The sequence below is a fragment of the Paenarthrobacter sp. NCHU4564 genome (assembly GCF_052156435.1).
In the GTDB taxonomy this organism is placed as follows: Bacteria; Actinomycetota; Actinomycetes; order Actinomycetales; family Micrococcaceae; genus Arthrobacter.
In genome coordinates this window covers 13734-39877 of record NZ_JBQLIS010000016.1, presented here as the reverse complement: position 1 = coordinate 39877, position 26144 = coordinate 13734, and the positions used below count along the sequence as shown (strand labels likewise).

General features: G+C 64.8%; 22 protein-coding genes and 2 tRNA genes. 7 read left to right on the top strand and 17 right to left on the bottom strand.

The features are described from left to right. Complete coding sequence (locus ACSVIE_RS15585; protein ID WP_426003067.1) at positions 1 to 510, top strand: DUF3515 family protein; 510 nt, start codon at positions 1 to 3, stop codon at positions 508 to 510. A 49-nt stretch (positions 511 to 559) separates the two neighbouring features. Here the strand turns inward: ACSVIE_RS15585 and ACSVIE_RS15580 are convergent, their stop codons facing one another. From ACSVIE_RS15580 to leuC, 6 genes are all read right to left on the bottom strand, one after another. Continuing rightward, on the bottom strand, positions 560 to 1696 hold the full coding sequence (locus tag ACSVIE_RS15580; protein ID WP_442424431.1) for a D-alanine--D-alanine ligase family protein: 1137 nt from the start codon (positions 1694 to 1696) through the stop codon (positions 560 to 562). Beyond that, a complete protein-coding gene (locus ACSVIE_RS15575; RefSeq protein ID WP_442424430.1) occupies positions 1697 to 2749 on the bottom strand; it encodes an NAD(P)H-dependent glycerol-3-phosphate dehydrogenase in 1053 nt (350 codons plus the stop codon). Next, positions 2746 to 3540 (bottom strand): lysophospholipid acyltransferase family protein, encoded by a 795-nt coding sequence (locus tag ACSVIE_RS15570; protein WP_442424429.1) that lies wholly within the window; start codon positions 3538 to 3540, stop codon positions 2746 to 2748. The genes ACSVIE_RS15575 and ACSVIE_RS15570 overlap by 4 nt, the downstream gene beginning before the upstream one ends. A gap of 12 nt (positions 3541 to 3552) precedes the next feature. Continuing rightward, positions 3553 to 4875, bottom strand: a complete 1323-nt coding sequence (gene murA / locus ACSVIE_RS15565) for a UDP-N-acetylglucosamine 1-carboxyvinyltransferase (protein WP_426003073.1) — start codon at positions 4873 to 4875, stop codon at positions 3553 to 3555. A gap of 205 nt (positions 4876 to 5080) precedes the next feature. Beyond that, positions 5081 to 5680: a 3-isopropylmalate dehydratase small subunit gene (gene leuD, locus ACSVIE_RS15560; RefSeq protein ID WP_426003075.1), complete on the bottom strand. Its 600-nt coding sequence runs from the start codon at positions 5678 to 5680 to the stop codon at positions 5081 to 5083. A 10-nt stretch (positions 5681 to 5690) separates the two neighbouring features. Further along, positions 5691 to 7142, bottom strand: a complete 1452-nt coding sequence (gene leuC, locus ACSVIE_RS15555; protein ID WP_426003076.1) for a 3-isopropylmalate dehydratase large subunit — start codon at positions 7140 to 7142, stop codon at positions 5691 to 5693. A gap of 132 nt (positions 7143 to 7274) precedes the next feature. Here leuC and ACSVIE_RS15550 point away from each other — a divergent pair, with 132 nt between their 5' ends. Both ACSVIE_RS15550 and ACSVIE_RS15545 read left to right on the top strand, forming a co-directional pair. Continuing rightward, on the top strand, positions 7275 to 7994 hold the full coding sequence (locus tag ACSVIE_RS15550; protein WP_014922101.1) for an IclR family transcriptional regulator: 720 nt from the start codon (positions 7275 to 7277) through the stop codon (positions 7992 to 7994). A gap of 13 nt (positions 7995 to 8007) precedes the next feature. Next, complete coding sequence (locus ACSVIE_RS15545) at positions 8008 to 8544, top strand: DUF1697 domain-containing protein (RefSeq protein ID WP_426003079.1); 537 nt, start codon at positions 8008 to 8010, stop codon at positions 8542 to 8544. Between the two features lie 42 nt (positions 8545 to 8586). Here the strand turns inward: ACSVIE_RS15545 and ACSVIE_RS15540 are convergent, their stop codons facing one another. From ACSVIE_RS15540 to ACSVIE_RS15495, 10 genes are all read right to left on the bottom strand, one after another. After that, positions 8587 to 10203, bottom strand: a complete 1617-nt coding sequence (locus tag ACSVIE_RS15540) for a GTPase (protein ID WP_442424428.1) — start codon at positions 10201 to 10203, stop codon at positions 8587 to 8589. After that, positions 10200 to 11972, bottom strand: a complete 1773-nt coding sequence (locus ACSVIE_RS15535; protein ID WP_442424456.1) for a dynamin family protein — start codon at positions 11970 to 11972, stop codon at positions 10200 to 10202. Before ACSVIE_RS15535 ends, ACSVIE_RS15540 begins: the two co-directional genes overlap by 4 nt. Positions 11973 to 12058: 86 nt before the next feature. After that, positions 12059 to 12134, bottom strand: a tRNA-Glu gene (locus ACSVIE_RS15530). A gap of 126 nt (positions 12135 to 12260) precedes the next feature. Next, positions 12261 to 12332, bottom strand: a tRNA-Gln gene (locus ACSVIE_RS15525). A 126-nt stretch (positions 12333 to 12458) separates the two neighbouring features. After that, positions 12459 to 13199: an HAD family hydrolase gene (locus ACSVIE_RS15520; RefSeq protein WP_442424427.1), complete on the bottom strand. Its 741-nt coding sequence runs from the start codon at positions 13197 to 13199 to the stop codon at positions 12459 to 12461. A gap of 11 nt (positions 13200 to 13210) precedes the next feature. Further along, positions 13211 to 14731: a glutamate--tRNA ligase gene (gene gltX, locus ACSVIE_RS15515; protein ID WP_442424426.1), complete on the bottom strand. Its 1521-nt coding sequence runs from the start codon at positions 14729 to 14731 to the stop codon at positions 13211 to 13213. Between the two features lie 120 nt (positions 14732 to 14851). Next, a complete protein-coding gene (locus ACSVIE_RS15510; RefSeq protein ID WP_426003084.1) occupies positions 14852 to 15628 on the bottom strand; it encodes a fumarylacetoacetate hydrolase family protein in 777 nt (258 codons plus the stop codon). Positions 15629 to 15659: 31 nt separating this feature from the next. Then, a complete protein-coding gene (locus ACSVIE_RS15505; protein WP_426003086.1) occupies positions 15660 to 16469 on the bottom strand; it encodes an MBL fold metallo-hydrolase in 810 nt (269 codons plus the stop codon). 320 nt (positions 16470 to 16789) lie between these two features. After that, on the bottom strand, positions 16790 to 17902 hold the full coding sequence (locus ACSVIE_RS15500) for a branched-chain amino acid aminotransferase (protein WP_426003088.1): 1113 nt from the start codon (positions 17900 to 17902) through the stop codon (positions 16790 to 16792). A gap of 123 nt (positions 17903 to 18025) precedes the next feature. Further along, entirely contained in the window at positions 18026 to 19078 is a 1053-nt protein-coding gene (locus ACSVIE_RS15495) for a 3-isopropylmalate dehydrogenase (RefSeq protein WP_426003089.1), read from the bottom strand. A 120-nt stretch (positions 19079 to 19198) separates the two neighbouring features. Between ACSVIE_RS15495 and ACSVIE_RS15490 the strand changes: the two genes are divergently transcribed. The 4 genes from ACSVIE_RS15490 to ACSVIE_RS15475 all read left to right on the top strand — a co-directional run bounded on the left by ACSVIE_RS15490 (position 19199) and on the right by ACSVIE_RS15475 (position 24446). Beyond that, a complete protein-coding gene (locus ACSVIE_RS15490; RefSeq protein ID WP_426003091.1) occupies positions 19199 to 20383 on the top strand; it encodes a sensor histidine kinase in 1185 nt (394 codons plus the stop codon). 4 nt (positions 20384 to 20387) lie between these two features. Continuing rightward, a complete protein-coding gene (locus tag ACSVIE_RS15485) occupies positions 20388 to 21101 on the top strand; it encodes a response regulator (RefSeq protein WP_442424425.1) in 714 nt (237 codons plus the stop codon). 87 nt (positions 21102 to 21188) lie between these two features. Continuing rightward, positions 21189 to 21983 (top strand): ABC transporter ATP-binding protein, encoded by a 795-nt coding sequence (locus ACSVIE_RS15480; RefSeq protein WP_442424424.1) that lies wholly within the window; start codon positions 21189 to 21191, stop codon positions 21981 to 21983. 3 nt (positions 21984 to 21986) lie between these two features. Beyond that, positions 21987 to 24446, top strand: a complete 2460-nt coding sequence (locus tag ACSVIE_RS15475) for an ABC transporter permease (protein WP_442424423.1) — start codon at positions 21987 to 21989, stop codon at positions 24444 to 24446. Positions 24447 to 24560: 114 nt separating this feature from the next. Here ACSVIE_RS15475 and metG read toward each other — a convergent pair whose 3' ends face one another. Next, complete coding sequence (metG, locus tag ACSVIE_RS15470; protein WP_442424422.1) at positions 24561 to 26120, bottom strand: methionine--tRNA ligase; 1560 nt, start codon at positions 26118 to 26120, stop codon at positions 24561 to 24563. Positions 26121 to 26144: the final 24 nt, after the last annotated feature.

The window sequence follows — 26144 nt, the reverse complement described above, 5'->3', positions numbered from 1 at the left end:
ATGCACCAGGATTTCGTTCGCCGTACCAGCCTTGTCCTTTCGCTGGGTGCGGCTTCCGCGCTGGCTTTGTCGGCGTGCGCCCCCGCTGTGGACGTCCCGGCCGCTGCCGACGCGGCCAACCCCGCCTGCGCCCCCATGATGGTCGCGCTGCCGGATTCAATCGGCGACGCAACGCTCCGGAAAACCAACAGCCAGGCAACAGCAGCCTGGGGTGACCCTTCCCAGGTGATCCTCCGGTGCGGGGTCAACGTACCCGGTCCCACCACCGACCGCTGTGTCAGCGTCAACGATGTCGACTGGGTTATCAAGGAAGGCAACCCCGTGTGGACGCTGACCACGTTCGGCCGCGAGCCCGCCACTGAAATCCTGATCGACCCCGCCAAGCTCGAATCGGCCAATATCAGCTCTGCGACCGTCCTGACGGAACTGGCCAACGCCGCCGGCAAGATCAAGGCAACCAAGGGCTGCGTAGGCCAGGAAGAACTGCAGGACCTGCCCTCAAGCCAGTAGCCGTCCCCGGCCGAGCGGCACGGCCTGCCCCGCTGACTGTTGTCCGGTTCTAGCGCAGGCCGGTCTTCCGGGTCAGCGCCAAGTGGATCAGTTCGTCGATGAGTTCGCTGTAGGAAAGCCCGGACGCAGCCCACATCTGCGGGTACATGCTCTTGGGAGTGAACCCGGGCATGGTGTTGATCTCATTGATGATCAGCTCACCGGACGGCGTGTAGAAGAAGTCCACCCTGCTGAGTCCCTCGGCGCCCACGGCATCGAAGGCCACAGCGGCCAGCTCACGGACCCTGGAAATGGCCTCCTCCGGCATGTCTGCCGGGCAGCTCAGCGCCGCTGCGCCGTCCTCGACATACTTGGCGGCAAAATCGTAGAACTGGTGCTCGCCGGCAGAGACGGCGATTTCCCCTGGCATGGACGTCCGCGGAGCATCGGTGCCGCGTCCCTGGAGCACGGCGCATTCAATTTCCCGGCCGCTGATACCGGCTTCAATGACCAGCTTGAGGTCGTGGCGGCGTGCCTCTTCAATGGCCGAATCCAGGCCGTCCAGGGAGTCCACCTTGGAAATGCCCATGGAGGAGCCTGCCCGGGCGGGCTTGACGAAAACAGGGAAACCAAGCTTGTCCACCCGTTTCCGGACACCGTCGGCATCGGTCAGCCATTCGCGGTCCGTCACCGCGATGTATGGTCCCACCGTCAATCCCGCGGCTTCGAAGACCACCTTCATGTAGTGCTTGTCCATGCCCACTGCGGAAGCCAGGACACCGGCTCCCACATACCGCGTGTCGGACAGTTCCAGCAGTCCCTGGATGGTTCCGTCCTCGCCAAAGGGGCCGTGCAGCAAAGGGAAAACCACATCCACGGAGCCGAGCTCCTGCGGAACAGCGTTGGGAGCGGTGACGATCAGCTGGTGCTCGCCTCCGATCTCGGCCAGGGTGACAGTCTTGTCCGACGGCGGGACTTCCGGCAGCGCTGCGGCGCTCAGGGACCACTGGCTGGTGTCGCCCGCCGCCAGGACCCATTGTCCCGACTTGGCGATGCCGATCGGGACGACATCGTACTTGCTCTTGTCCATGGCGCCCATGACGCCTGCCGCTGTGACACAGCTGACGGCATGCTCACTCGAACGTCCGCCAAAGAGGACCGCCACGCGGGGGCGGCGTCCAGCGGGAAGATTTTGTTCAGTCACCATTCAGTAGTCGCCTTCGGACTTCAGCGCCCGGGCCAGCAATCGTGGCCCCAGGTCGTCAACGGACATTTTGCCTTCAAGGACGGCCACCACTGCTGCAGTGATCGGCATTTCCACGTCAAGCTTGCCTGCGAGTTCGTGCACTGCAGGCCCTGATTTGATGCCTTCGGCGGTCTGCGTCATGCGTTCACCCACCTGCTCCAGGCTGAGGCCTTCACCCAGCAACCGGCCGGCCGTGTGATTCCGCGACAGCGCCGAAGAGCAGGTAGCCACGAGGTCCCCAAGGCCCGCCAGGCCGGCCATGGTGTGGGCTTCTCCGCCGAGGGCCAAGGCCAGCCGCGAGGTTTCGGCCAGGCCCCTGGTGATCACCGACGCCTTGGTGTTGTCACCCATCTGGCGTCCTTCGCAGATACCTACGGCAAGGGCAATCACATTCTTCACGATGCCCCCGATTTCCACGCCCACGACATCAGTGCTCGTGTATGGGCGGAAGTATGGCGCCGTGCAGCACAACGCCACAGAAGCAGCGGTTTCGGCATCACTGCAGGCGACCACGGACGCCGTTGGCTGTTCCCTGGCGATTTCCATCGCCAGGTTGGGACCTGAAACCACCACAACGCGCGACGCGGGAATGCCCAGCTCCTGCGCGATGACCTCGCTCATACGGGCATCCGTAGTGAGTTCCAGGCCCTTCATCAGCGAAACGACAACGGCGTCCTGCGCGATCAGCGGCTTCCACTCGCCCAGCTGTGGCCTGAGGGATTGGGCCGGCACTGCGAGCACCACCAGCTGCGCATCCTTCAGGACTTCGGCGACATCCGTGGACGCCGTGATACCGCCGGGCAGCTCGATGTCCTTGAGGTATTGCCCGTTGCGGTGTTCCTTGTTGATCTGCTCAACGACTTCAGCGCGGCGTCCCCAAATGCGGATGTCGCGCACGGCGCCCGTAGCGGCAGCAGAGTCTGCAAGGACTTTGGCAAACGTGGTTCCCCACGAGCCTGCACCCAGGACCGCGATTGTCTCCGGTGTTCCCGTGCTGCCCGGGGCAATCGTCATTTCGTGTCCCCTTCCGGGGCGCCGGGTTCAGCCTGGTCGCGGGCCGGTTCGGTACCCCGCTCCACGAACCGGCCGTGCTTGGACTGGTTGTTGCTGGCCGGGTCCCACCTCTCGGCGGGCGGCTGGCTACCCCTGAGTTCGGCCAGGAGCGCGGTGATGGCGTCCATGATCACGTCGGTCGCTTCCTGCAGCGTCGTGCGGTCAAGCGGCCGGTCGGCGAAAGCGCTCAAATCAACGGGATCACCCACCAGGACCCGGACGGTCTTCCTGGGGAAGATATGGAACCGCTTCGCGTAGCGCGGAAAAACTTCCTGGGCGCCCCAATGGGCGATCGGTACCACAGGCGCCCCGGTCTTCAACGCCAGCCGCGCAGCTCCGGTGTGCCCCTTCATGGGCCACATGTCGGGATCGCGGGTCAGTGTCCCTTCGGGGTAGATGATGATGGCGCCTCCGGCGTCCACCACCTCACGGGCCACTTGCAGCGAGCGGTTGGCACCCGCCGTCGAACGTTCAACGGGGATCTGGCGGGTTGCCCGCAACAAGGAACCAAGCACGGGAGCCTTGAACAGGCCGGACTTGGCCAGGAAGTGCGGCGGGCGGTTTTGGTTGTACAGCATGTGGCCGACCACGATGGGGTCGATCTCCGTGCAGTGGTTGGGTGCTGCGATGAAACCTCCGGCGGGAAGCTTCTCCGTTCCCTCCCACTTCTTGGCCATCAGGATATTCATGAGCGGACGGGCAATGCCCGCCAGGAACACGAACGTGGCACGGCTCTTGGCCGATTCCTTCAAAGGAGTCCCCCGCTAGTTGGTGGTGAGGTCGAAATCGGCGCCCAAGGCGGCGAGCTTTTCCGTGAACCGTTCGTAGCCACGGTTGATGATGTCGATGCCCGTCACCCGGGAGGTGCCGGTTGCGGCCAGCGCAGCGATGAGGTGGCTGAACCCGCCGCGGAGGTCCGGGATATCGATCTCGGTACCCCTGAGCGGCGTGGGCCCGGAAATGACGGCCGAATGCAGGAAATTGCGCTGGCCGAACCGGCACGGGACACTGCCAAGGCACTCACGGTGCACCTGGATGTTGGCTCCCATCCGGGCCAGGGCGTCCGTGAAGCCGAATCGGTTCTCATAGACCGTCTCGTGGACAATGGACACCCCTTCGGCCTGGCTCAGGGCAACCACCAGCGGCTGCTGCCAGTCCGTCATGAACCCGGGGTGGACGTCTGTCTCAAGCACCAGCGGCGTGAGCTTGCCGCCGGGGTGGTAGAAACGGATGCCGTCATCCCCGATGTCCATGCCTCCGCCGACCTTGCGGTAGGTGTTCAGGAACGTCATCATGTCGCGCTGAGAGGCGCCCTCGACGAAGATATCTCCACGGGTCACCAGGGCGGCCGAGGCCCAGGACGCGGTCTCGTTGCGGTCCGGAAGGGCACGGTGGTTGTAGCCGCCAAGGTCCTTGACGCCTTCGATCCTGATGGTGCGGTCCGTTTGGACGCTGATGATGGCGCCCATCTTCTGGAGCACGGCGATCAGGTCAATGACTTCCGGCTCGGTGGCGGCACCGCTGAGTTCAGTGATGCCCTCTGCCCGGGTGGCACTGAGCAGGACCTGTTCCGTGGCCCCCACCGACGGATACGGCAGGGAAATCTTGGCCCCGTGGAGGCCGTTCGGGGCGGAGATGTGGATGCCGCCGGGGCGCTTCTCCACCACCGCACCGAACTGGCGCAGGACATTCAGGTGGTAGTCGATGGGACGGTCGCCGATTTTGCATCCGCCGAGATCGGGGATGAAGGCTTCACCGATCGCGTGAATCAGGGGACCACACAACAGGATCGGGATCCGGGAGTCGCCCGCATGGGCGTCGATGGCGGTACTGGAAGCCGTCTTGGCCTCTTTGGGGTCAAGGGTCAGGTCCCCCGTGGCCGGGTCCTTTGCCACAGTGACCCCGTGGAGCTGCAGAAGGCTGGTGACGACCTCGACGTCCTTGATCTCCGGGACGTTCCTCAGCACTGATGGTTCATTGCCCAGCAAGGCCGCAACCATGGCCTTGGGTACGAGGTTCTTGGCACCGCGAACGGTCACTCGCCCAGTCAAAGGCACGCCACCGCGGATTGTCAGAACACTACTCATCTATACCGGTTTCCTCACGACTACTCGCCCCCCAAACTAACAAAGGCTCCAGCTAAGCATAGAAGCTCGCGTTACCGAACCGAAATGCATCCGCGCCGTGCCGGGGAGATCTCCAGCCCCGGCAGCGGAAACGGAAATGGGCCGGCGGGCTCCCGGAAAGGAGCCCGCCGGCCCATGGCCGGCAGCAATTCAGTGCCGTTGTCTATCAGCTTTTCGCCGGCAGCGTGGTCGGTTTGAAGGCAGGCCGGGTGGCCTCGTACGCCGTAATGTCTTCCTCGTGCTGCAGGGTCAGGCCAATGTCGTCGAGGCCTTCCAGCAGGCGCCAGCGGGTGTAGTCGTCGATATCGAACGGAGCCACGACGTTGCCGCATTCGACAGTCTTGGAGACCAGATCCACTTTGACTTCGGCGCCCGGGTTGTTCTCCAGGACCTTCCAGATGAGCTCGATGTCGTCCTGGGCCACTTGCGCCGCCAGGAGGCCCTGCTTGCCGGAGTTGCCCCGGAAGATGTCGGCAAAACGGGAGGAGAGGACGGCCTTGAAGCCGTAGTCCTTCAGGGCCCAGACCGCGTGTTCACGCGACGAGCCGGTACCGAAGTCCGGTCCGGCCACCAGCACGGAGCCGGCGTTGAACGGAGCCTGGTTGAGGATGAACGACTCGTCCTTGCGCCACGCTGCGAACAGGGCGTCTTCGAAGCCCGTGCGGGTGATCCGCTTGAGGTAGACAGCGGGGATGATCTGGTCCGTGTCCACATTGCTCTGGCGCAGTGGGACCCCGATACCGGTGTGGGTGGTGAACTTTTCCATGGGGATCCTCCTAGACTGCGGTTCCGGTCAGCGTTCCGGCCGTTGCGGGCTCAAGGTCCGACGGCGAGCTCAGCGTCCCCCGGATGGCAGTGGCTGCAGCGACCACGGGTGAGACCAGGTGGGTCCGTCCACCCTTGCCCTGGCGGCCTTCGAAGTTACGGTTGGACGTTGATGCGCAGCGCTCACCCGGTTCGAGCTGGTCCGGGTTCATGCCCAGGCACATGGAGCAGCCGGCAAAACGCCATTCGGCGCCGAAGTCCTTGAACACCTTGTCCAACCCCATTGCTTCGGCTTCCAGCCTGACGCGGGCAGAACCGGGAACCACCAGCATGCGCACGTTCGGGTCCTTCTCCCGGCCACGGATGATGTCCGCGGCGGCGCTCAGGTCCTCAATGCGGGAGTTGGTGCAGGAGCCCAGGAAGACGGTGTCCACGCGGATGTCTTTCATGGGGGTTCCCGCTTCCAGGCCCATGTAGTGCAGGGCACGCTCTGCCGCGAGCTTGGCGTTCTCATCACCGAAGTCTTCCGGCGAAGGCACCTTGGCAGAGAGGGAGACGCCCTGGCCCGGGTTGGTTCCCCAGGTCACGAACGGCTCCAGCGTGTTGGCGTCCAGGTCAACTTCGACGTCGAACGTCGCGTCTTCGTCGGTGTGCAGCGTGTTCCAGTACTCGACGGCGGCATCCCAGTCCGCGCCTTCGGGCGCATGCGGGCGGCCCTTCATGTAGTCGTACGTCGTCTGGTCCGGAGCGACCATGCCTGCGCGGGCGCCGGCTTCGATGGACATGTTGCAGATGGTCATGCGGGCGTCCATGGACAGCGAGCGGATCGCCGAGCCACGGTATTCCAGCACGTAACCCTGTCCACCGCCGGTGCCGATCTTGGCGATGACCGCCAGGATGATGTCCTTGGCCGTCACGCCGGGACGCAAGGTACCCTCGACGTTGATGGCCATGGTCTTGAACGGCTTCAGGGACAGCGTCTGGGTGGCCATGACGTGCTCCACCTCGGACGTGCCAATGCCCATGGCCAGGGCTCCGAACGCTCCGTGGGTGGAGGTGTGCGAGTCACCACAGACAACTGTCATGCCCGGCTGCGTCAGTCCCAGCTGGGGACCGACCACATGCACGATGCCCTGTTCCTTGTCGCCCAGGGAGTGCAGGCGGACGCCGAACTCCTTGCAGTTGGCGCGCAGGGTTTCGATCTGCGTCCGGCTCGTCAGGTCGGCGATCGGCTTGTCGATGTCCAGCGTCGGCGTGTTGTGGTCTTCGGTGGCAATGGTGAGGTCCACGCGGCGCAGCTTGCGGCCGGCCAGCCGCAGGCCCTCGAACGCCTGCGGGGAGGTTACCTCGTGGACCAGGTGAAGGTCGATGAAAAGAAGGTCGGGCTGGGCATTGGCTCCTTCGCCTTCACCCTTGCGCACCACGTGCGCGTCCCAGACTTTCTCGGCCAGTGTCTTTCCCACGGCCTTGCTCCCTTCACTGCGGTTGGTTGTTCCAGTTCACCGGAATGTTCTTCATCCACTGAAGCAGCACCTCCGGCGAACAAGCCAGCGAAACAACTTGCATCTCAGATATTGAGACGGCAATATCATTACATGGACAATTCTAGTGGAGTCGGTGTCATTGATAAAGCGGCCCAGGTACTCGATGCACTTGAGGCCGGACCAACGACTCTTGCCCAGCTTGTAGCCGCCACGGGATTGGCCCGCCCCACCGTCCACCGCCTGGCGCTGGCCTTGGTGCACCATCGCCTGGTCAGCCGTGACATCCAGGGCCGCTTCGTCCTGGGCAGCCGCCTCGTGGAGCTCGCCTCCGCGGCCGGCGAAGACCGGCTCATCGCTTCGGCAGGACCGGTCCTCATCCAATTGCGCGACGCCACCGGCGAGAGCGCGCAGATCTTCCGGCGCCAGGGCGACTGGCGGGTTTGCGTCGCATCCGCCGAACGGCCTATCGGCCTTCGGGACACCATTCCCGTCGGAACCCAATTGTCCATGAAGGCCGGCTCAGCTGCCCAAGTCCTGCTCGCCTGGGAAGATCACGACCGCCTCTTGGAAGGACTGCAAAACGCGCGGTTCACCCCCACTGTCCTGGCAGGAGTACGACGGCGGGGCTGGGGTCAGAGCCTTGGCGAACGCGAGCCCGGGGTCGCCTCGGTGTCGGCTCCGGTCCGTGGACCGTCCGGCCGCGTCATCGCCGCCGTTTCGATTTCGGGTCCAATCGAGCGCCTCACCCGCCAGCCCGGTCGACTGCACGCGGAAGTTGTCTGCAACGCCGCACGGGTCCTCACCGAAGCACTGCGCAAGAACAACGACTAACTCCAGGAGTGGCATGGAAAGCTACGCGGTTTTCCTCCGGGGCATCAACGTTGGCGGCATCAACATCAAGATGGCCGACCTCAAGGCCGCGCTGGCGGACTACCCCTTCAGCAAGGTCAAAACGCTCCTGGCCAGCGGCAATGTGGTCCTGCAAAGCGACCTCGCCGCCAAGGACGTGAAGGCGGAATTCGAGGCTTGCCTGCGGAAGGCTTTCGGATACGACGCATGGGTGGTCGTCCTGACCGCTGCCCGCGTTGCTGAACTGGTGGACGCTTGCCCCTACCCGGCGGACGACAAGGCAACCCATAGCTACATCACGCTCGCCTCGGACACTTCGATGCTCGATGAACTCTTCCAGGCAGGCCAGGAGCTTGGCGGCGTGGAACAGGTACGGCTGGGTCCGGAGGCCTCTGCCTGGTTGGCGCCGGCAGGCGGAACCTTGGACAGCCCCTTCAGCAAACTGTCCGCCAAAGCCCGCTACAAGGCATCAACCACCACACGGAACCTGCGGACCCTGGTCAAGGTCCGGGACGCAGCCGCTGCACTGTAGGGCTGAATGAGCGGGGGCGCCTGTCCCTTGGGGCGGGGACTCTCAGCTGCGGGCGTCCTTCAGCGCCGCGTTGAAGTCCCTCAGGCGCTTGATACCGGCGTCCACGGGCGCAACGATCCGCTGGTTTGCCACCGCAGCCACTGCCGCCCGCAGTCGCCTTCCGGCTCCCCTTGCCCTGACCCTGGCGGCCCATCCTGAGATGATCCTGCCCAGAAGGCCCAGGGCGATGCCCAGCCCGACCCCTCCTGCCACCATGAGAGTCGGCCACGGCCAGCCCTCAGTCCTGGGAACGTCCGGCACCGGCATCTGGAAGTAGGCAAGCAGGGCAAGGATACCCAGCCAGCCCAAGCCTCCCGCGGCAAGCAGCAGGGCAGTCCATTGCAGGACATTGAACAGCATCCACCAAGCCGGGCGCCTGGACGCCTTCAGATCAGTGCCGGCGATCGCCTGGTCCAAGGCGTCCGGCAGTTGCTCCCGCCCTTCCCGGGCGGCGTTGCGGATGCTGGCCCGCCAAGGGCCCGGAGCCCCTTCCGATGCCGTGTCTGCAAATTCCCGGACAGCAGCATCCGTCCGGGCGCGCTCAGGCGCTCCCGCTGCCGGAAGGGAAGTCCGGTTGAGGTCCGGCCGTACGTCCTTCCTGCCAAGGTTCAGCCTTCGGAGGGGGTCTGCACGGAACCGAAGCAGCCAGCGGACAGCGGGCCATCCGGTCCGCCGGGCTGACTCGAGCCGGTAGGAGCGCGCCACTGCATCGACCACCACGGGAACATTCGCCGCCGTCGCCAATTCCGCGGCCAGTCTTGCCGTGGCACTGCCCTTGACGCCCCGGGCTTCCCCGGTTCCGGAGGCTGCGGTGAGACCGGCGGCAACCCCGTCGACATCGGCGGACAGCCTCCTGGTGACAGCGTCCCGCTGCGTCACCACCCGCTCTATGGCGCCCCTGACCTCCCCGACGCCGGCCCCGGTCACCGCTGAGGCGCCCAGCACGGTGACACCGCCGAGCCCGTCGCGGTCCAGGATGCCTTCCAGGGATGCCATGACCGCAGCAGCGTCCACATCATTGAGCTTGTCGATCTGGTTGAGTACCACAAGGGTGACTGCCCCGTGCGAGGCCATGGGGCGGAGGAACCCGTGATGGACTGCTGCGTCGGCGTACTTTTGCGGGTCAAGGACCCATACCAACACGTCCACCATTCCCGCGAGCCGCTGGACGATTTCCCGGTTTGCCACCGCGGTGGAATCAAAGTCCGGCAGGTCCAGCAAAATCAGGCCTGAGTCCTCCGACGCCAGCCCGGGCACAGCCGGAAGAACGTGGCGCTCCTGGACATCGAGCCAGTCGAGCAGGGGTCCGCTGTCCTGTTCGCCCCAAATGCCGGCCAGCGGAGCCGACGTCGTGGGCCGGCGGGCAGCCGCGGTTGCCAGCGAAGTGTTGCTCACAGCGTTGAAGAGGGACGATTTGCCACTGCCGGTGGCACCGAAGAAACCCACTACCGTGTGGCCTGCGGACAGGGAACGGCGCGAGGAGGCTCGTTCCAATACCTCGTAGACTGCCTGAAGCTCCGGCCCGGGAAGAATGCCCTCCGCGAGTTCCCGCGCAGTGTTCAATGCCTCCAACCGTTGCTGGAGGCGGGACGCTTGCCTGACCTGGCTGTGTCGGCTCATGCGGCTCCTGCCAGGCGCCGGAGGGAAGTTGCGTGGGGGTGGAGGTCCACACCGTCTCCGGACTGCATGCCATCCAACTTGTCCAGGAAGCGCCCGCGCTCCCCGTCCAGCAGCCGCTGGCAGGTGGTGTGCAGGTCCTCCCTCGCCTGATGCGCCAGCCGGCGGACGGCGTCCTCACCAAAAACGGCTTCCAGCAACCGCTGCCCTACCACGGCGGTGCCTCCTGCGATGCCGATCTCCAGTCCGGTGAGGCCCGCGGTCATGGAGAACACCACCACCATGAGCGCGGCTCCCAGGCCGTTCACGCCGAACGAAAGCCACCGCGCCTGGGTTCTCTTTCCCTGGCCCTGCGTCCGGATAAGGTCCATCAGGCCTTCCTGCCAGGCCCGGATGGCCGCCGCAGCACGGGCATCGAATCCCGGACTTGTTCCCGCCAGATCGTCCGTGCCCAACAACTGCCGTCCCGCAGGATCGGCCCGCCACCGCCGGTCAACATTTTCTGCCGCGTTGGCGGCCTCGTCCAGGATGACGGCCTGAAGACCGGTTTCGATGGCGGTTTCCACCTTGATCGCGGGCGCCGGCTCACCTCGAAAGAAGGCGCTGACCCTGTCCCGGAAGCGACCGATGTTCTGTTCAACGGCCCGGAAGAACTCGCCGGTTCCTACAAAGTCCTGCCACCGGGCGAGCACCTCGCCCCGCAGCAGGGCACCATCCTTGGTCGCCTCGAGAATCCGCGAGAGTGCCGCCCCGTACTCGTCCGTGCAGGCGGTGCGAAGTTGCCGGTCAGCAGCGTCCTGTTCTGCGGCTGCGGCTGCAATCTCTTCGAAGCGGCTGCTGATCGCCTTCACCGCACCATTGAGCGTCCGCCGCGCAACGCCGGACCTGGCGGCCGCGTCGGCTGCCAGCTCCGACAGCCAGGCCTGCAGCTCCGAAGCGGCGTCGGCGGGCAGCATGCCCATGGCGTCCAAAGTGGTTTCGCGGACCACGAAGAGTTGTGCCGCTCCGAGTCCCTGCCGGTGCAGCATTGCCTGCAGGTCCGTCCGGACCTCCTCTTCCGCCTCGGCGGGCACCCTGTCCAGCACTACGGCAACCGTAATGTCCCGGGAAGCTGCGTCCAGCAAAAGGCGCCATGGGACGGCGTCGGCGTACCGGTTGGCAGTGGTCACGAACACCCAGAGGTCGGCGGCGGCAAGCAGTTGGCCTGCGAGCCTGCGGTTGTCGTCGGATATGGAGTCAACGTCCGGGGCATCCAGCAAGGCAATCCCCCGGGGAACGTTGGGGTGGCCCACCAACACCAAGGACGATACGGCCTGGGCATCAGGCGAGGCACCGGCCTGGCTGGCGGGCATGGGTTCCTGGGAAACAGTCGCGTGGATCCTGCCCAGGCCGGGGAGGATCCGCTGCCCGCGGAACCACTCGGCATCTTCGGGATGGTGCAGGAGGATCGGCTGGCGGGTTGTGGGGCGGATTGCACCGGCACGGGTGACAGGCCACCCCACCAGCGCGTTGACCAGCGTCGATTTGCCGGCCCCAGTGGAACCTCCGACGACGGCCAGCAGCGGAGCGTCGAGGCTGCGGTACCGGGGAAGAATGTAGTCGTCGAGTTGGGCCAACGTCTCCTTGATCCGGCGCCGGTCGGCGTCGGCTCCCGGCAGTTCCAGCGGAAGGGTGGTGGCGGCAAGTGCTTCGCGTGCGTCCTCCAGGGTCCGGACAGCAGGGGTCAAGTCCTCGCGGTTCGGATCCGGTTCGTGATGTGTCACAAGGATCATCATGCCAGCCACTGGCCCCGGTGCTTTGCATTCGCACAAGCAGCAAACAAGAAATCCCCCGGAACGTGATGTTCCGGGGGATTTGCTGGTGACCCCAGCGGGATTCGAACCCGCGTTACCGCCGTGAGAGGGCGGCGTACTAGGCCGCTATACGATGGGGCCTTGCACTTTTGATCATCGTTTCCGCTGATCAAGCTGAACGAGTATTTCACACTTTCAGCTCTCATCCAAATCGACTCAGCGATTTGAATTTCCGAATTTCACCGTTCCAAACGGTGATATTCAGAGCTGGGATACCAGGACTCGAACCTAGAATGACGGTACCAGAAACCGTAGTGTTGCCAATTACACCATATCCCAAAGCACTTTTTGGACCGGAGTTCCTTACCGCGGTTTCCCTTGGTTTTTCCCTCCGTGCCCCTCAGCACGAGTAATTACTCTACCCGACACTTTTGACCTGCACAAATCGTCAGGCCGTTACCTGCATCACACCGACGCGGGGCCCGTCAGGACTCCACTGGCCAGCAGTTCAGACAGGGTGCTGACCTGCCGCCCGCTGAATCCCTCCACGAACTCTCCGGTTCGGTTCAGCCACACTCCCACCAGCCCCGCCGCGGTGGCGCCGTCCGCATCCAGCAGTCTGTTGTCCCCCACGTAGAGGGTCTCCCCGGGGGCAGTGCCCAACAGGCGGACGCCCTCCAGGTAGATCGCCGGATCAGGTTTGGGGACACCCACGGTATCCGTACCGACCAAGGTCCGGATCCTGGAGAGTCCGGCGCCATCCAGCTTGGCCCGCTGGTAATCATGGACATTGTTGCTGACGGCCCCGTAAGGGACACGGGCTGCGTCCAGGGCGTCGAGCACCCCGGCAACATCTTCGAAGGCGCGGACATACGCCGTCTGCCGCTCGTGGTAGTCGGCTACCCAGGCCCGGGACTCTTCACCATCGGCAAGTTCCACGCCGAAGTGACCCAGCGCCGCCCGGCCACGCAGCAGCCGCTGCTCATTGAAGGTCAGTTCGCCCGCAAGGTAACGGTCGTAGAAGTGCGTCGTTTCATGGGTGAAGATGCGTCCGAACTTCACCCACCCGGCCTGGTCCAGGCCGGGCAGGTGATGTTCGCTGACGTCCCGCAACGCAGTGGTCATGGCGTACTCAAGGTCCACCAAGGTGTCGTCGATGTCGAAAAGCACACCGCTGATGGTGCCAAAGGAACTTGCGATCGCCATGCCGGTTCCTCCTAGCCGCGGAAGGCGCGGACTCGGGCCAAGGAAGACTCCTTGCCCAGAATGACCATGGATTCAAAGAGCGGCGGCGAGATCCGGCGGCCGGAAATTGCCGTGCGAACGGGGCCAAAGGCCGCTCGGGGCTTGATGCCCAGGTCTTCCACCAGGGCCTGCTTCAGCGCGGCCTGGATGTTCTCCGCGGTCCACTCCCGGATCGGCTCAAGCGCTGCGAGGGCGACATCAAGGACTTCATCGAGATTCGCCGGTAGTCCCTTGCGGGCGTCGTCGGCAACGTCGATCGCGTCGTCTGCCTTGAACAGGAAGGCCAGCATTTCCGGTGCTTCGCCGAGCAGGGCGATGCGCTCCTGGACCAGTGGAGCTGCCTCCCGCAGGATCTCCTCCTGGCGCGGCGTGAGGATCTCCCCCACGAAACCTGCAGCACGAAGGTAGGGAACGAGCCGTTCCTCGAATACTTCGGGCGAGAGCATGCGGACGTGGGTACCGTTGATGGCTTCGGCCTTTTTCAGGTCGAAACGTGCAGGATTGCCGAGGACATCGTGGATGTCGAAGTTGGCCACCAGCTGCTCCACCGTGAAGATGTCCTCGTCCGCGCTGAGCGACCAGCCCAGAAGGGAAAGGTAGTTCAGCAGGCCCTCAGGAATGAAGCCACGCTCGCGGTGCAGGAACAGGCTGGACTCGGGGTCGCGCTTGGAGAGCTTCTTGTTCCCCTGGCCCATGACATAAGGCAGGTGGCCGAACTCCGGCATGTACTCGGCCACACCGATGGCGTACAGCGCGCGGTACAAAGCGATCTGGCGGGGCGTGGAGCTTAGCAGGTCCTCGCCGCGGAGGACATGGGTGATGCCCATGAGGGCGTCATCCACGGGGTTGACCAGCGTGTACAGGGGTGCGCCGTTGGCCCGGACCACCGCGAAGTCCGGAACGGAACCTGCTTTGAAGGTGATCTCACCGCGAACAAGGTCAGTAAAGGTAATGTCTTCATCCGGCATCCGCAGGCGAAGGACTGCTTCACGGCCTTCGGCCTTGAACTGCGCGAGCTGCTCCTCGGTCAGGTGGCGGTCGAAGCCGTCGTAGCCGAGCTTGGGGTCGCGGCCTGCAGCCTTGTGCCGTGCTTCGATTTCGTCCGGAGTGGAGTACGACTCGTAGACGTGTCCGCCGGCCTTCAGCTTCGCGATGACGTCCTGGTAGATGTCGCCCCGCTGCGACTGGCGGTAGGGCTCATGCGGCCCGCCGACCTCCACGCCCTCGTCCCAGTTGATGCCAAGCCACTTGAGCGCGTCCAGCAACTGGTGGTAGCTCTCCTCGCTGTCCCGGGCGGAGTCCGTATCTTCGATCCGGAAGATCAGCTTGCCGCCGGTGTGGCGGGCGTAGGCCCAGTTGAACAGGGCGGTGCGGATCAGTCCAACGTGCGGCGTACCTGTGGGAGACGGGCAGAAGCGGACGCGGACCGGAGTCTCGGCGTTGACGGCAGGGATGTCGCTGGAGGCAGCGTTCGACGCAGAAGCAGTAGTCATAGTGCTTCAACTTTACCGCTTGGCTTCCTTTCGTTTTCCCGCTTAACCGCACGACGGCGGCACTCGCCTTCCGTACGAAAGGCGGGTGCCGCCGTCGTGCTTTGGGCGGGGCCGGGTGCGTCAGCGGCGGACGGCCGGGTTGGAAAGGCGGCCGATGCCTTCGATCTCCACCTCAATGCGGTCGCCTTCGGAGATCAGGCCTACCCCGGCCGGCGTGCCTGTCATGATCACATCGCCCGGGAGCAAGGTAAAGGCGTGGGAGACGATCGAGACCAGTTCGCGGACACCGCGGATCATCTGCGTGGTGTTGCCGTCCTGGCGGAGGTCGCCGTTGAGGCGCGCACGGATGTCCAGGTCATCCGGGTCGAGTTCAGTCTCGATCCAGGGCCCCAACGGCGCGGAGGTGTCGAACCCCTTGGCGCGGGCCCACTGCAGGTCGGTTTTCTGGACATCGCGGGCAGTGAGGTCGTTGCCGCACGTGTAGCCAAAGATGACGTCATCAACGCGGTCCTCGGGAACGTCCTTGCAGATCCGGCCAATCACCACGCACAGCTCTGCCTCGAACGAGATCTCCTCGGAGAACTCCGGCAACACGATTGGATCGTTGGGACCGATCACGGCCGTATTGGGCTTGAGGAACAACAGCGGCTGCTGGGGAACTTCGTTGCCAAGTTCGGCGGCGTGCTCGGCAAAGTTCCGGCCCACGCCGATGACCTTGCTGCGCGGGATGATCGGAGCCAGCAGCCTGACGTCCTCAAGCTTGTGCTTGGTGTGGGTTCGCTCAACACCGTTGAAGAAAGGGTCGCCGTTGATGACAGTGATGTCCTCACTGCCGGGCTCGCCTTCGACAATGCCGTAAAGGGGATCAGAATCAACTACAAACCGGGCGATACGCATGGGCTCAAGCCTACCGTCAGGCTGGAGGCGTTCAGCTGCGCAGGTAGTCCAACTGGGCCGCCACCGACGTTTCAGCTGCCCAGCGGACGGAAGGATCGACGTCGGCATAGACAACGTCGGTGACCTGCGCGATGGAAGCGTCCTCCCCCACCTGGGCGAGTGCGGCACGGATCTGCTCCAGCCGTTGCTCGCGGTGCGCACGGTATTCCCTGCATTTGGCGTCAAGAGCCGGCAGCACGGGGCCATGGGCCGGGAGCAGGGTCGCAGGTCCGAGTGCTTCGAGCCGGTCGAGGCTGGACAGGTAGTCACCCAGGCGTCCGTCCGGGTAGTCAAGGACCGTTGTGCCGCGGCCGAGGATAGTGTCGCCGGTCAGCACCGACCCCGTGGGACCGTCAGCAGGCAGGTGGAAGCAAACAGAATCCGAGGTATGGCCAGGGGTTGCAAGAACGCGGATTTCGACGCCGGCTGCATGGATCACCTCGCCATCAGTGAGTGGCTCCCCACCATGGCAATGTTCTGCGAGGGCGGCCCGGACAGGCGCTCCGGTCAACTCATGGAACCGGGCGGAGGCCTCGGTGTGGTCGGCGTGGCGATGCGTAATCAGGACGACGTCGACCTTTCCGGCCGCAGCCAGTGCGGCCAGGTGCGGCCCGTCCTCCGGTCCAGGATCGACGATGGCCACGTGGTCCGATCCCGGCGCACCGATGACGTAGGAGTTGGTGCCATCCAGGCTCATGGGCCCGGGATTGGGGGCCAGCCGGAAGCGGGTCAGCCCGCTGCTTTGCTGGAGCGAGCTGTCGGGCCGGCTCTCGGGCTGATGGAATGCGTCGCTGGAAGTCACCGTCCTATCTTGGCACCCTCCGACCCTCTCTCACCTATCGCCACCTTCCTGCCATCCCTCTATCACCTAATCACCCCCTCCACTGGACGCTCTCTCACCGAAGGCCCCCTTACAGCCAACCCTCTCTCACCCGCCTGGCATCGGTGAGAGAGGGTCCGCGGGAAGTGGGGCTTGGGTGAGAGAGGGTCCGCGGGAAGTGGGGCTTGGGTGAGAGTGGGTCCGCGGGAAGTGGGACTTTGGTGAGAGAGGATCGGGGAGTACGACGGCGGCCGGTCACCTTGAAAGCCCAAGGTAACCGGCCGCCGTCGTGGATTCTGCTGCTAGACCAGGCGGGTCAGCCAGCCGTGGCGGTCCTCGACCGTTCCGGTCTGGATGCCGAGAAGCTGTTCACGGATGGCCATGGTGGTCTCGCCGGCCTTGGCGTCCTCGGAGCCGATGAACTCGGTGGCGTCCTTGAGCACCCCGATCGGTGTGATGACGGCGGCGGTACCGCAGGCAAAGACCTCGGTGATCTCGCCGGACGCGACGCCCTCACGCCATTCGTCCAGAGTGATCTTGCGCTCGGAAACTTCACGGCCCATGTCCTTGGCCACCTGGATGACGGAGGAACGGGTGACGCCTTCGAGGATGGTGCCGCTCAGCGCCGGCGTAGCAAGCGAGCCGTCCTTGAACACGAAGAACACGTTCATGCCGCCGAGCTCTTCCACGGCGTCATCGTTGAAGTGGTCAAGGAAAAGCACCTGCTTGCAGCCGTTGGCTTCGGCTTCCTGCTGGGCGATCAGGGACGCGGCGTAGTTGCCGCCGCACTTCGCCGCACCCGTGCCACCGCGGCCTGCGCGGGCGTACTCGCGGGAAATCCAGATGGAAACGGGCTTGAGCTCACCGCCAAAGTAGTTGCCCGCCGGCGAGGCGATGACGCGGAAGGAAACTTCACGGGCTGCCCGGACGCCAAGGAACGCCTCGGTGGCGATCATGAACGGACGCAGGTACAGGGCCTCGCCGTCACCGGAGGGTACCCATTCCCTGTCGGCCTGGACCAGCTCACGGATAGCACCCAGGAAATACTCCTCGGGCAGTTCCGGCAGCGCCAGGCGACGGGCGGATTTGTTCAGGCGCGCCGCGTTGGCCTCCGGACGGAACGTCCAGACCGAACCGTCGGCGTGGCGGTAGGCCTTGAGGCCTTCGAAGATTTCCTGGCCGTAGTGCAGAACCGCAGCCGAAGGATCCAGGGCGATCGGTCCGTAGGGTTCGATGCGGGCATTGTGCCAACCTCCCTTGCCTTCGGCGTCGACCTTGTAGTCGACGACGGCGGTGTGGTCGGTGAAGTAGTCGCCGAACCCCGGGTTCGCCAGGACGGCTGCACGCTCCTCAACAGACTTCGGGTTGGCCGAAAGCTGCTGGCTGAATTCGACGCCATGGGCAGTCTGAGTCATGTTTCCTCCACAGTCAGCTACCTGGCAGTGCGAACCGCGGCCCCCTTAAAGAGGGTGTGGTTCAGCGATGGACCAAGGAAGCAGGTAAATAATTCAAGACAAGCTTACGCCTGGGTAATGGGCCTAAAGTGCGGCCGCAATGGCGTCGCCGATCGCAGCGGTGCTGCGCGGCTCGCCGGTGCGGCTTTCGACGTCGGCAATGACTGCCGCTTCGATCTTGCGGGCCGCCGAGGTGTAGCCAAGGTGGTCCAGCAACAGCACTGCTGACAGGATCGCAGCAGTGGGGTCTGCCTTCTGCTGGCCTGCGATGTCCGGGGCGGAGCCATGGACGGGTTCGAACATGGACGGTGCGGTGCGGTCCATGTTGATGTTGCCTGACGCGGCGAGTCCGATGCCCCCGGTGACGGCAGCTGCAAGGTCGGTCAGGATGTCGCCGAAGAGGTTGTCGGTGACGATGACATCGAATCGGGCGGGGTCGGTCACCAGGAAGATGGTGGCAGCATCGATGTGCAGGTAGTCATGGGTGACCTCGGGGAAATCCTTGGCCACGGCCTCGACGGTGCGCTTCCACAGGTGTCCGGCAAAGACGAGGACGTTGTGTTTGTGCACGAGGGTGACGTGCTTGCGCGGACGCTCGTTGGCGCGGCGGAAGGCATCGCGGACCACCCGCTCCACACCGTGCGCCGTGTTCAGGGAGACTTCGGTGGCAACTTCATGCGGAGTTCCGCCGCGGAGGGTGCCGCCGTTTCCAACGTAGGGTCCTTCGGTGCCTTCGCGGACCACGATGAAGTCGATCTCGCCCGGGTTTGCCAGCGGACTTCCCACCGTGCCGTACAGCCGGGAGGGGCGCAGGTTGACGTAGTGGTCCAGGCTGAAGCGGAGCTTGAGCAGCATCTCGCGTTCGATGATGCCGGAGGGAATCCGGGTGTCACCCGGGGCTGCCCCCACCGCGCCGAAAAGGATGGCATCGCGCGTGCGGAGGTCCTCGAGTACCTCGTCCGGAAGTGTCTCGCCGGTCTCAAGCCAGTGCTGGGCACCGAGCTTGTAGTGGGTCTGCTCAAGGGTGACGCCTTCGGCGGCCACAGCCTTTTCCAGGACCTTCACGGCTTCTGCAATGACCTCGGGGCCAATGCCGTCGCCGGGGATGACAGCAAGATTGATGGACGATGCACTCATGACTCCATCTAGCCGTGTCATCCACATGCTGGTCAAAATCGTCTCATCTTGTGAACAGCCGCCCTGAACCTCAGACCCTGGCATGATGCCCGGAGCGGTCCCGGCACATAGAGTCGTGGGGTGGACAGAAGGCACGCGTTATATGAATGGTTCCGCTTAAACCGCTTTACGGTGGACCTGACGGCCACCATCCTCCTGCTTCTGTTGTTTGGCCCTGTCTACCTGCTGGCCGACCGCCCCCTCCTGTTCCTCTTCTCCTGCGGCCTCCTGTTGCCGCTCGCCTGGCGACGCACCCGCCCGGTGGTGGCGGCCGGCGTCGTGGTCCTTGTGTGCCTCGTCCAATGGGCGGTGGGCGCAGAACCGGTAGCCGGCCAAATCGCCGTCCCGCTCATCATCTATGCGACAGCCGCCTATGGTCCCGCATGGGCCAGCCGCACTGTCCTGCTGCTGGGACTGCTGGGTGGCGTCATGCTTACCACGCGGGAATACTCCGGTTCGGCCGAGTCCGGCATCATGGGTCTCACCATCGGTGCCCTCTACACCGTACTGATCTGGATGCTGGTACTGGTCAGTTGGACGCTGGGCGACCTCACCCGGGTCCGGCGGCTGCAACTGCAGGCCCTCGAGGACAGGACGCGGCGGATGGAAGTCGAGCAGCAGCAGGAACGCCAGTTGGCTGCCGCCGATGAACGCTCCCACATCGCCCGTGAAATGCACGATATCGTGGCCCATTCCCTGTCCGTGATCATCACCCAGGCCGACGGCGCACGTTATGCTGCCGCGGCGAAGCCCGAACTCGCCACCGAAGCCTTGGCGACCATCGCTGCCACAGGACGGGACTCCCTGGCCGAGATGCGCCGCCTTTTGGGGGTACTGCGCTCCGACGACGACTCCCCCACCAGGCCGCAGCCGCGGCTGGCCGACCTGGACGAACTCCTCCTGGGCTTCCGCGCGGCCACCCTCCAGGTCACCTTCGAACAGAGCGGCCTCCCCCGCCGCAACCTTCCGGCCGGTGCTGAACTGACCGCCTACCGGATCATCCAGGAAGCCCTCACCAACGTCATGAAGCACGCCGGTCCGACGGCGACCGCAAAGGTCTCGCTCGCGTGGCAGGGCCGCGGCCTGCAACTGGACATCCTCGACGACGGCCGCGGAGCCGCTGCTGATCCGCCGCCCCCCGGGGGCGGCAACGGACTGCGTGGCATGGGCGAGCGGATCTCCCTTTACGATGGTTCCTTGACCGCAGGCCCGGAACAGGGCGGCGGTTTCCGTGTGTCCGCATTCATTCCCTACTCGGAGGCTTGACCCCATGCCGGATGTTCTCCCGCCCATCAGGGTGGCACTCGTTGACGACCAGCACCTGGTCCGCTCGGGTTTCGGCATGCTGATCAACTCGCAGCCGGACCTGGAGGTTGTTGCCGAGGCCGGCAACGGAATCGAAGCCGTGCAGGCTTTGAATGCTACTGCTGCCGACGTCGTACTGATGGATGTGAGGATGCCGGGCATGGACGGCATCGAAGCCACCCGACGCCTGCTGGAGCAGGCCGCCGCCCAGCCTGCAGGTTCCCGGCGTGCCGACGTAAAGATCGTGGTGCTCACCACCTTCGACCTTGACGAATATGCCCTCGCGGCCATCCAGGCGGGGGCCAGCGGATTCCTCCTCAAGGATGCTCCCCCGGAGGAACTCCTTGATGCCATCCGTACGGTTTACCGCGGGGATGCTGTCATCGCGCCGTCCACGACCCGCCGGCTACTGGACCACGTCGCCCCCTTGCTGCAGGCGCAAACACCGGAACGAAGCAAGCACGCTGCCGCCGTGGAAAGCCTCACCGCCCGCGAGCACGAAGTGTTCAAGCTCATCGCACAAGGCCGGTCCAATCCGGAGATTGCCGCCGGGCTCTTCCTCTCCGAGGCCACCGTCAAGACCCACGTGGGGCACATCCTGGCCAAGCTGGGCGCCCGCGACCGCGTGCAGGTTGTGGTCATTGCCTATGAGACCGGAGTCGTGTCGCCGGGAACGTAGCCCTCAGACCTGGGTATGAGTGGACCGCCGGAAGGATGGTACTTCTGCCCGATCCGGCAGGGCGGGTCCGGAAAATAGCGTGAAACCATGACAACTTTCACGTCCATACCCCACCCGTCCGGTCCGGACCGCGGACCCGCTGCCGCCCAGCCCACCGCACGGCCCGCCGTCGAAGCTTTCGCGTTGACCAAAAGCTATGGCCGCAGCGCCACCCGGGTCATGGCCCTCAACGAGGTCTCGGTGAGCTTCGAGGCCGGAAAGTTCACCGCCATCATGGGCCCTTCGGGCTCCGGCAAGTCCACCCTGATGCATTGCCTGGCCGGGCTGGACACCGCAGACTCGGGCCGCATCGTCCTGGGTGGAACCGACATCACCGGACTCGACGACCGCCAACTGACAGCCCTTCGTCGGGAACGGATCGGGTTTGTGTTCCAGGCCTTCAACCTGGTGCCCACGCTCACCGCCGAGCAGAACATCACCCTGCCGCTGGCGCTGGCGGGCACAACAGCCGACGCCGGGTGGCTGGATACCGTTGTCAGTACCCTGGGCTTGAGGGACAGGTTAAAGCACCGGCCGCACGAACTCTCTGGAGGCCAGCAGCAGAGGGTCGCCGTGGCCAGGGCGCTGCTGACGCGTCCGGACGTCGTGTTCGGTGACGAGCCCACGGGAAACCTGGATTCCAAGTCCGGCGGCGAGGTCCTGTCGCTGCTGCGCCGCAGCAGCATTGAGATGGGCCAGACCATCATCATGGTCACGCACGACCCCGTGGCCGCCAGTTACGCAGACCGGGTGGTGCTGATGAGCGACGGCGGACTGGTGGGCGAGATCCACCAGCCATCAGCCGACTCGGTCCTGGCAGCCCTCGGCAAACTGGGGGCATGAGCCGTGCTTCGTGTTGCCATGTCCCAAGTGACGACTCACTTCCGGCGGTTCATCGCCATCGGCCTGGCGGTGATGCTGTCCGTCATGTTCCTCGCTGCCACCCTCATGGTGGGGGCAAGCACTACCGCTTCCCTTGGCGCCAGCATCGGCGAGGCCTACCGGAAGGCAGACCTCGTGGCCACGTCCGCTGAAGGCGTTCCCTTCACACAGGCCGCCGTTGATGCTGCCGCGTCCTCCCCTGCCGTGGAGGAAACCTACGCCGAACGTTCGGCCTACGTGACCTTCCAGGCCGGCGACGGCGAACAGTACGGCAAGGTGCGGACTGCCGCGCCGCCCGCGTTGGAACCAGCCGTCCTGACCTCCGGGTCCATGCCGTCCGGCCCCTTCGACGTCGTTATCGACTCCAAGACAGCCCGGCATCTGGGCCTCGAGACCGGCAGCACCCTCGAGCTGCACGGCCCAGGACCGGTCAAGAACGCCAAAGTGACCGTTTCCGGCTTGATCCAGCCGACGAACGACCCGTTTTCCTCCTCCGCTGCCCAGCTTGTAGCCTCCGCACCTGTCCTGAACGCAGTGCAGGACGCCGGTACCGGCTACTCGGGGCTGCAGTTCACCATTAAGCCCGGGGAAGACACGGCGGCCGCCAAGGACTACATCACACATCGGATGAAAGCCGCAGGAGCCGGGGACACCACCGTGGAAACGGCCCAGGAAAAGGTCACATCGACCGTCGCCATGCTGAGCGCGGGGCAGGACCAATTGACTCTGGTCCTGCTGGCCTTTGCCGGGGTGGCCATCCTGGTATCCACGCTGGTGGTCGCGAATACCTTCTCGGTACTTATTGCCCAACGGACCAGGGAACTGGCCTTGCTGAGGTGCCTCGGTGCGGGCCGGTCGCAGATCCGGAACTCCGTGATACTTGAGGCCCTGGTGGTCGGCTTCCTGTCCTCGGTGCTGGGAGTGGCGGCTGCTGTGGGCCTGATGTCCGGCCTGATCGCCTGGGCACGAACGCAGCCGGAGCAGTCCTTCGCGACACTGGCCGTACCGCCCTCGGCCGTCATCGCGGGGCTCGCCGCAGGAACCGTGTTGACCATCCTGGCAGCACTGGTTCCGGCCAAGGCCGCAACCGCCGTCGCACCCCTGGCAGCCCTGAGGCCTGCGGACGAAGCTTCGGTGAGCAACCGGCGCGGACGGCTCCGGTTGGCACTGGGGTTGCTCAGCGCAGCCGGCGGTGCGTCGCTGCTGGCATGGGGAAGCATGAATGTTGCGCTGCCCGTGGCCCTGCTCGGCGGAGCGGCGTCGTTCATCGGCATCCTGCTCTGCGCATCGCTCTTCATTCCTCCCGTGGTTGCCCTCGCCGGACGGCTGGCATCGCCGGCAGGTGTTCCTGGACGGCTCGCCGCACTCAACGCCATCAGGAACCCGGCCCGGACATCGGCCACGGCTGCTGCCCTGCTGATCGGAGTGACCCTCGTGTCGCTGATGATGACCGGTGCGGCCACGGCACGGCAGGCGTTCAATTCGACGCTGGCGGAGAACTACCCCGTGGATTTGGCTGCACAGACCGCCGTGGACGGCACGACCGGGCCGTTGGATACGGACCAGGCCCTTGCCCGCATCTCTGCCCTGGAGGGCGTGGAAAAAGCAGTCCTGTTGCCCGCCGTCGGAACCCTGGCTGACTCTCCCGTCCATGCCCTTGACGCCGCCGATGCCGCTTCCGTCATGCGGGACATCACCTTGCAGCAACTGCGTCCGGGCGTCATTTACCTTCCGGAGGACTCGCCCGCAGGCACCGCCACGGTGTCAACCGGGGCGGGGCCTGTCGCTTTGGACGCCACCGTGCTCCGGACCCGGCATGTCCCTGCTTTCGTGGACAGTTCCACGATCAAGTCCGCGCCCCTTCCGGGTACTGCCGGGATGGTGTGGGTGAAAGTGCCCGACACGGTAGGCGCCGACCAGGTCCTGGCCATCCAGAAGGACATCGCCGCAGCCTTGGGAGTCCCCGAGCGGAGCGTCAGTGGTGCCGCGATTGAACGCGCAACGTTCAACAGCATCATCGATGTCCTGCTGCTGGTGGTCACCGGGTTGCTGGGCGTGGCCGTGGTTATCGCCCTGATCGGTGTGGCCAATACCCTCTCCCTATCGGTCCTGGAGCGGACGCGGGAGAACTCCCTGCTCCGCGCCCTCGGCCTGACCAAGGGACAGTTGAGGGGGATGCTGGCCCTCGAGGCCGTGCTCGTGGCCGGCGTAGCCGCCGTGCTGGGCGCAGCCCTGGGCATCGTGTACGGCTGGCTGGGCGCCCAGTCAACGCTGGGCGGGGTGGCCGACGTCGTCCCGTCAGTGCCGTGGCTGCAACTGGCGGCCGTCTTCGGAGTGGCAGTGGTAGCCGGCCTCCTGGCATCGGTGCTTCCCGCGCGGCGGGCAGCCCGCTTGTCACCGGTTGAGGGCCTCGCTACCGCCTGACGCTCTCTCACCAAAACGGCCCCAACGCCAAACGCTCTCTCACTTCCGTCAGCCTGACGGGCGGGAAGTGAGAGAGCGTTGGTGTGAAAGGGGTAATAGGTGAGAGAGCGTTGGCTAGGCTTCGGCCGGTTCCTCGTAGCGGGGGAAGACCGGTGCCGGGGCGGGCAGTTGCGTCCTGGCCACGATGGGGGTGGCGATCGCGGAGAACTGCCGGGCTTCGCCCTCAGGCTGGCCGAGCACCTCAAGGAGCTTCGCGGACGACGACGGCATGACGGGTTGGGCAAGGATCGCCACAATGCGCACCACTTCGAGGGTGACGTAGAGAACCGTGTTCATTCGTTCGACGTCGGTCTTGCGCAGGACCCATGGTGCTTGCTCGGCGAAGTAGGCGTTGGTATCCCCGAGCACGGACCAAATGGCCTCCAACGCGCGGCTGAACTCCTGCTTGTCGAAAGCCCCTCGGGCTGTTTCCAGCAGTTCTCCCGCCTTTGCCAGCAACGCTTTGTCCTCGGACGTGAATTCGCCGGGGACGGGGACCTTGCCCTCGCAGTTCTTGGCCACCATGGACAGCGAACGCTGGGCCAGGTTGCCGAAGTTGTTGGCGAGGTCGGAGTTCATGCGGCCCACGATGGCCTCGTGGTTGTAGCTGCCGTCGGCGCCGAAGGGCACTTCGCGCAGGAAGAAGAACCGGCACTGGTCCAGGCCATACTGGTTCACGAAGTCCTGCGGTGCCACTACGTTGCCCAGGGACTTGGACATCTTCACGCCGTTGTTGGTCAGGAAGCCGTGGATCATCACGCGCTTGGGCAAGTCCAGCCCGGCACTCATGAGGAACGCCGGCCAGTAGATGGCATGGAAGCGGGAGATGTCCTTGCCAATAACGTGAACGTCGGCAGGCCAGAACTTCCTGAAGGACTCCGATTCGATGTCCGGGTATCCGGCGCCGGTCAGGTAGTTGGTCAGGGCGTCCACCCAGACATACATGACATGCTTTTCATCGCCCGGGACCGGAACGCCCCAGTCGAAAGTGGTCCGGCTGATGGACAGGTCTTCAAGGCCACGCTTGACGAAGCTGATGACTTCGTTGAAGCGCGACTGCGGCGCACCGAAATCGGGCTGCTCTTCGTACAGGGCGAGCAACCGCTCCTGGTAGGCGGACAGCCGGAAGAAGTAGCTCTCCTCCGCCGTCCAGGTGACCAAGGTATCCGTCTCCTTGGAGTAGCGAAGGCCGTCCTCCTTGACCACGGTGTCGTCCTCGACGTAGTAGGCCTCGTCGCGCACCGAGTACCAGCCCTCGTACTTGGACAGGTAGATGTCCCCGTTGGCTTCCATCTTCTTCCAGATGGCCTGAGACGCGGTGTAGTGGTCGGGGTCCGTGGTGCGGATGAAGCGGTCGTGGGAGATCCCCAGGTCCTTGCTCATCTGCTTGAACGCGGCGGAGTTCCGATCGGCCAACTCCTTGGCGGTCAGGCCTTCCTTTTCAGCCGACTGCTGCATCTTGAGTCCGTGCTCGTCCGTTCCGGTCATGAAGAACACTTCATGGCCGTCCAGGCGCTTGAAACGCGCCATGGCATCAGTGGCGATGACCTCGTAGGCGTGGCCGATGTGGGGCACACCGTTGGGGTAGCTGATGGCCGTGGTGATGTAAAACGGGGGTTTCTCTGCAGACGTCACTCTAAGAAGTTACCTTTTTTTCGA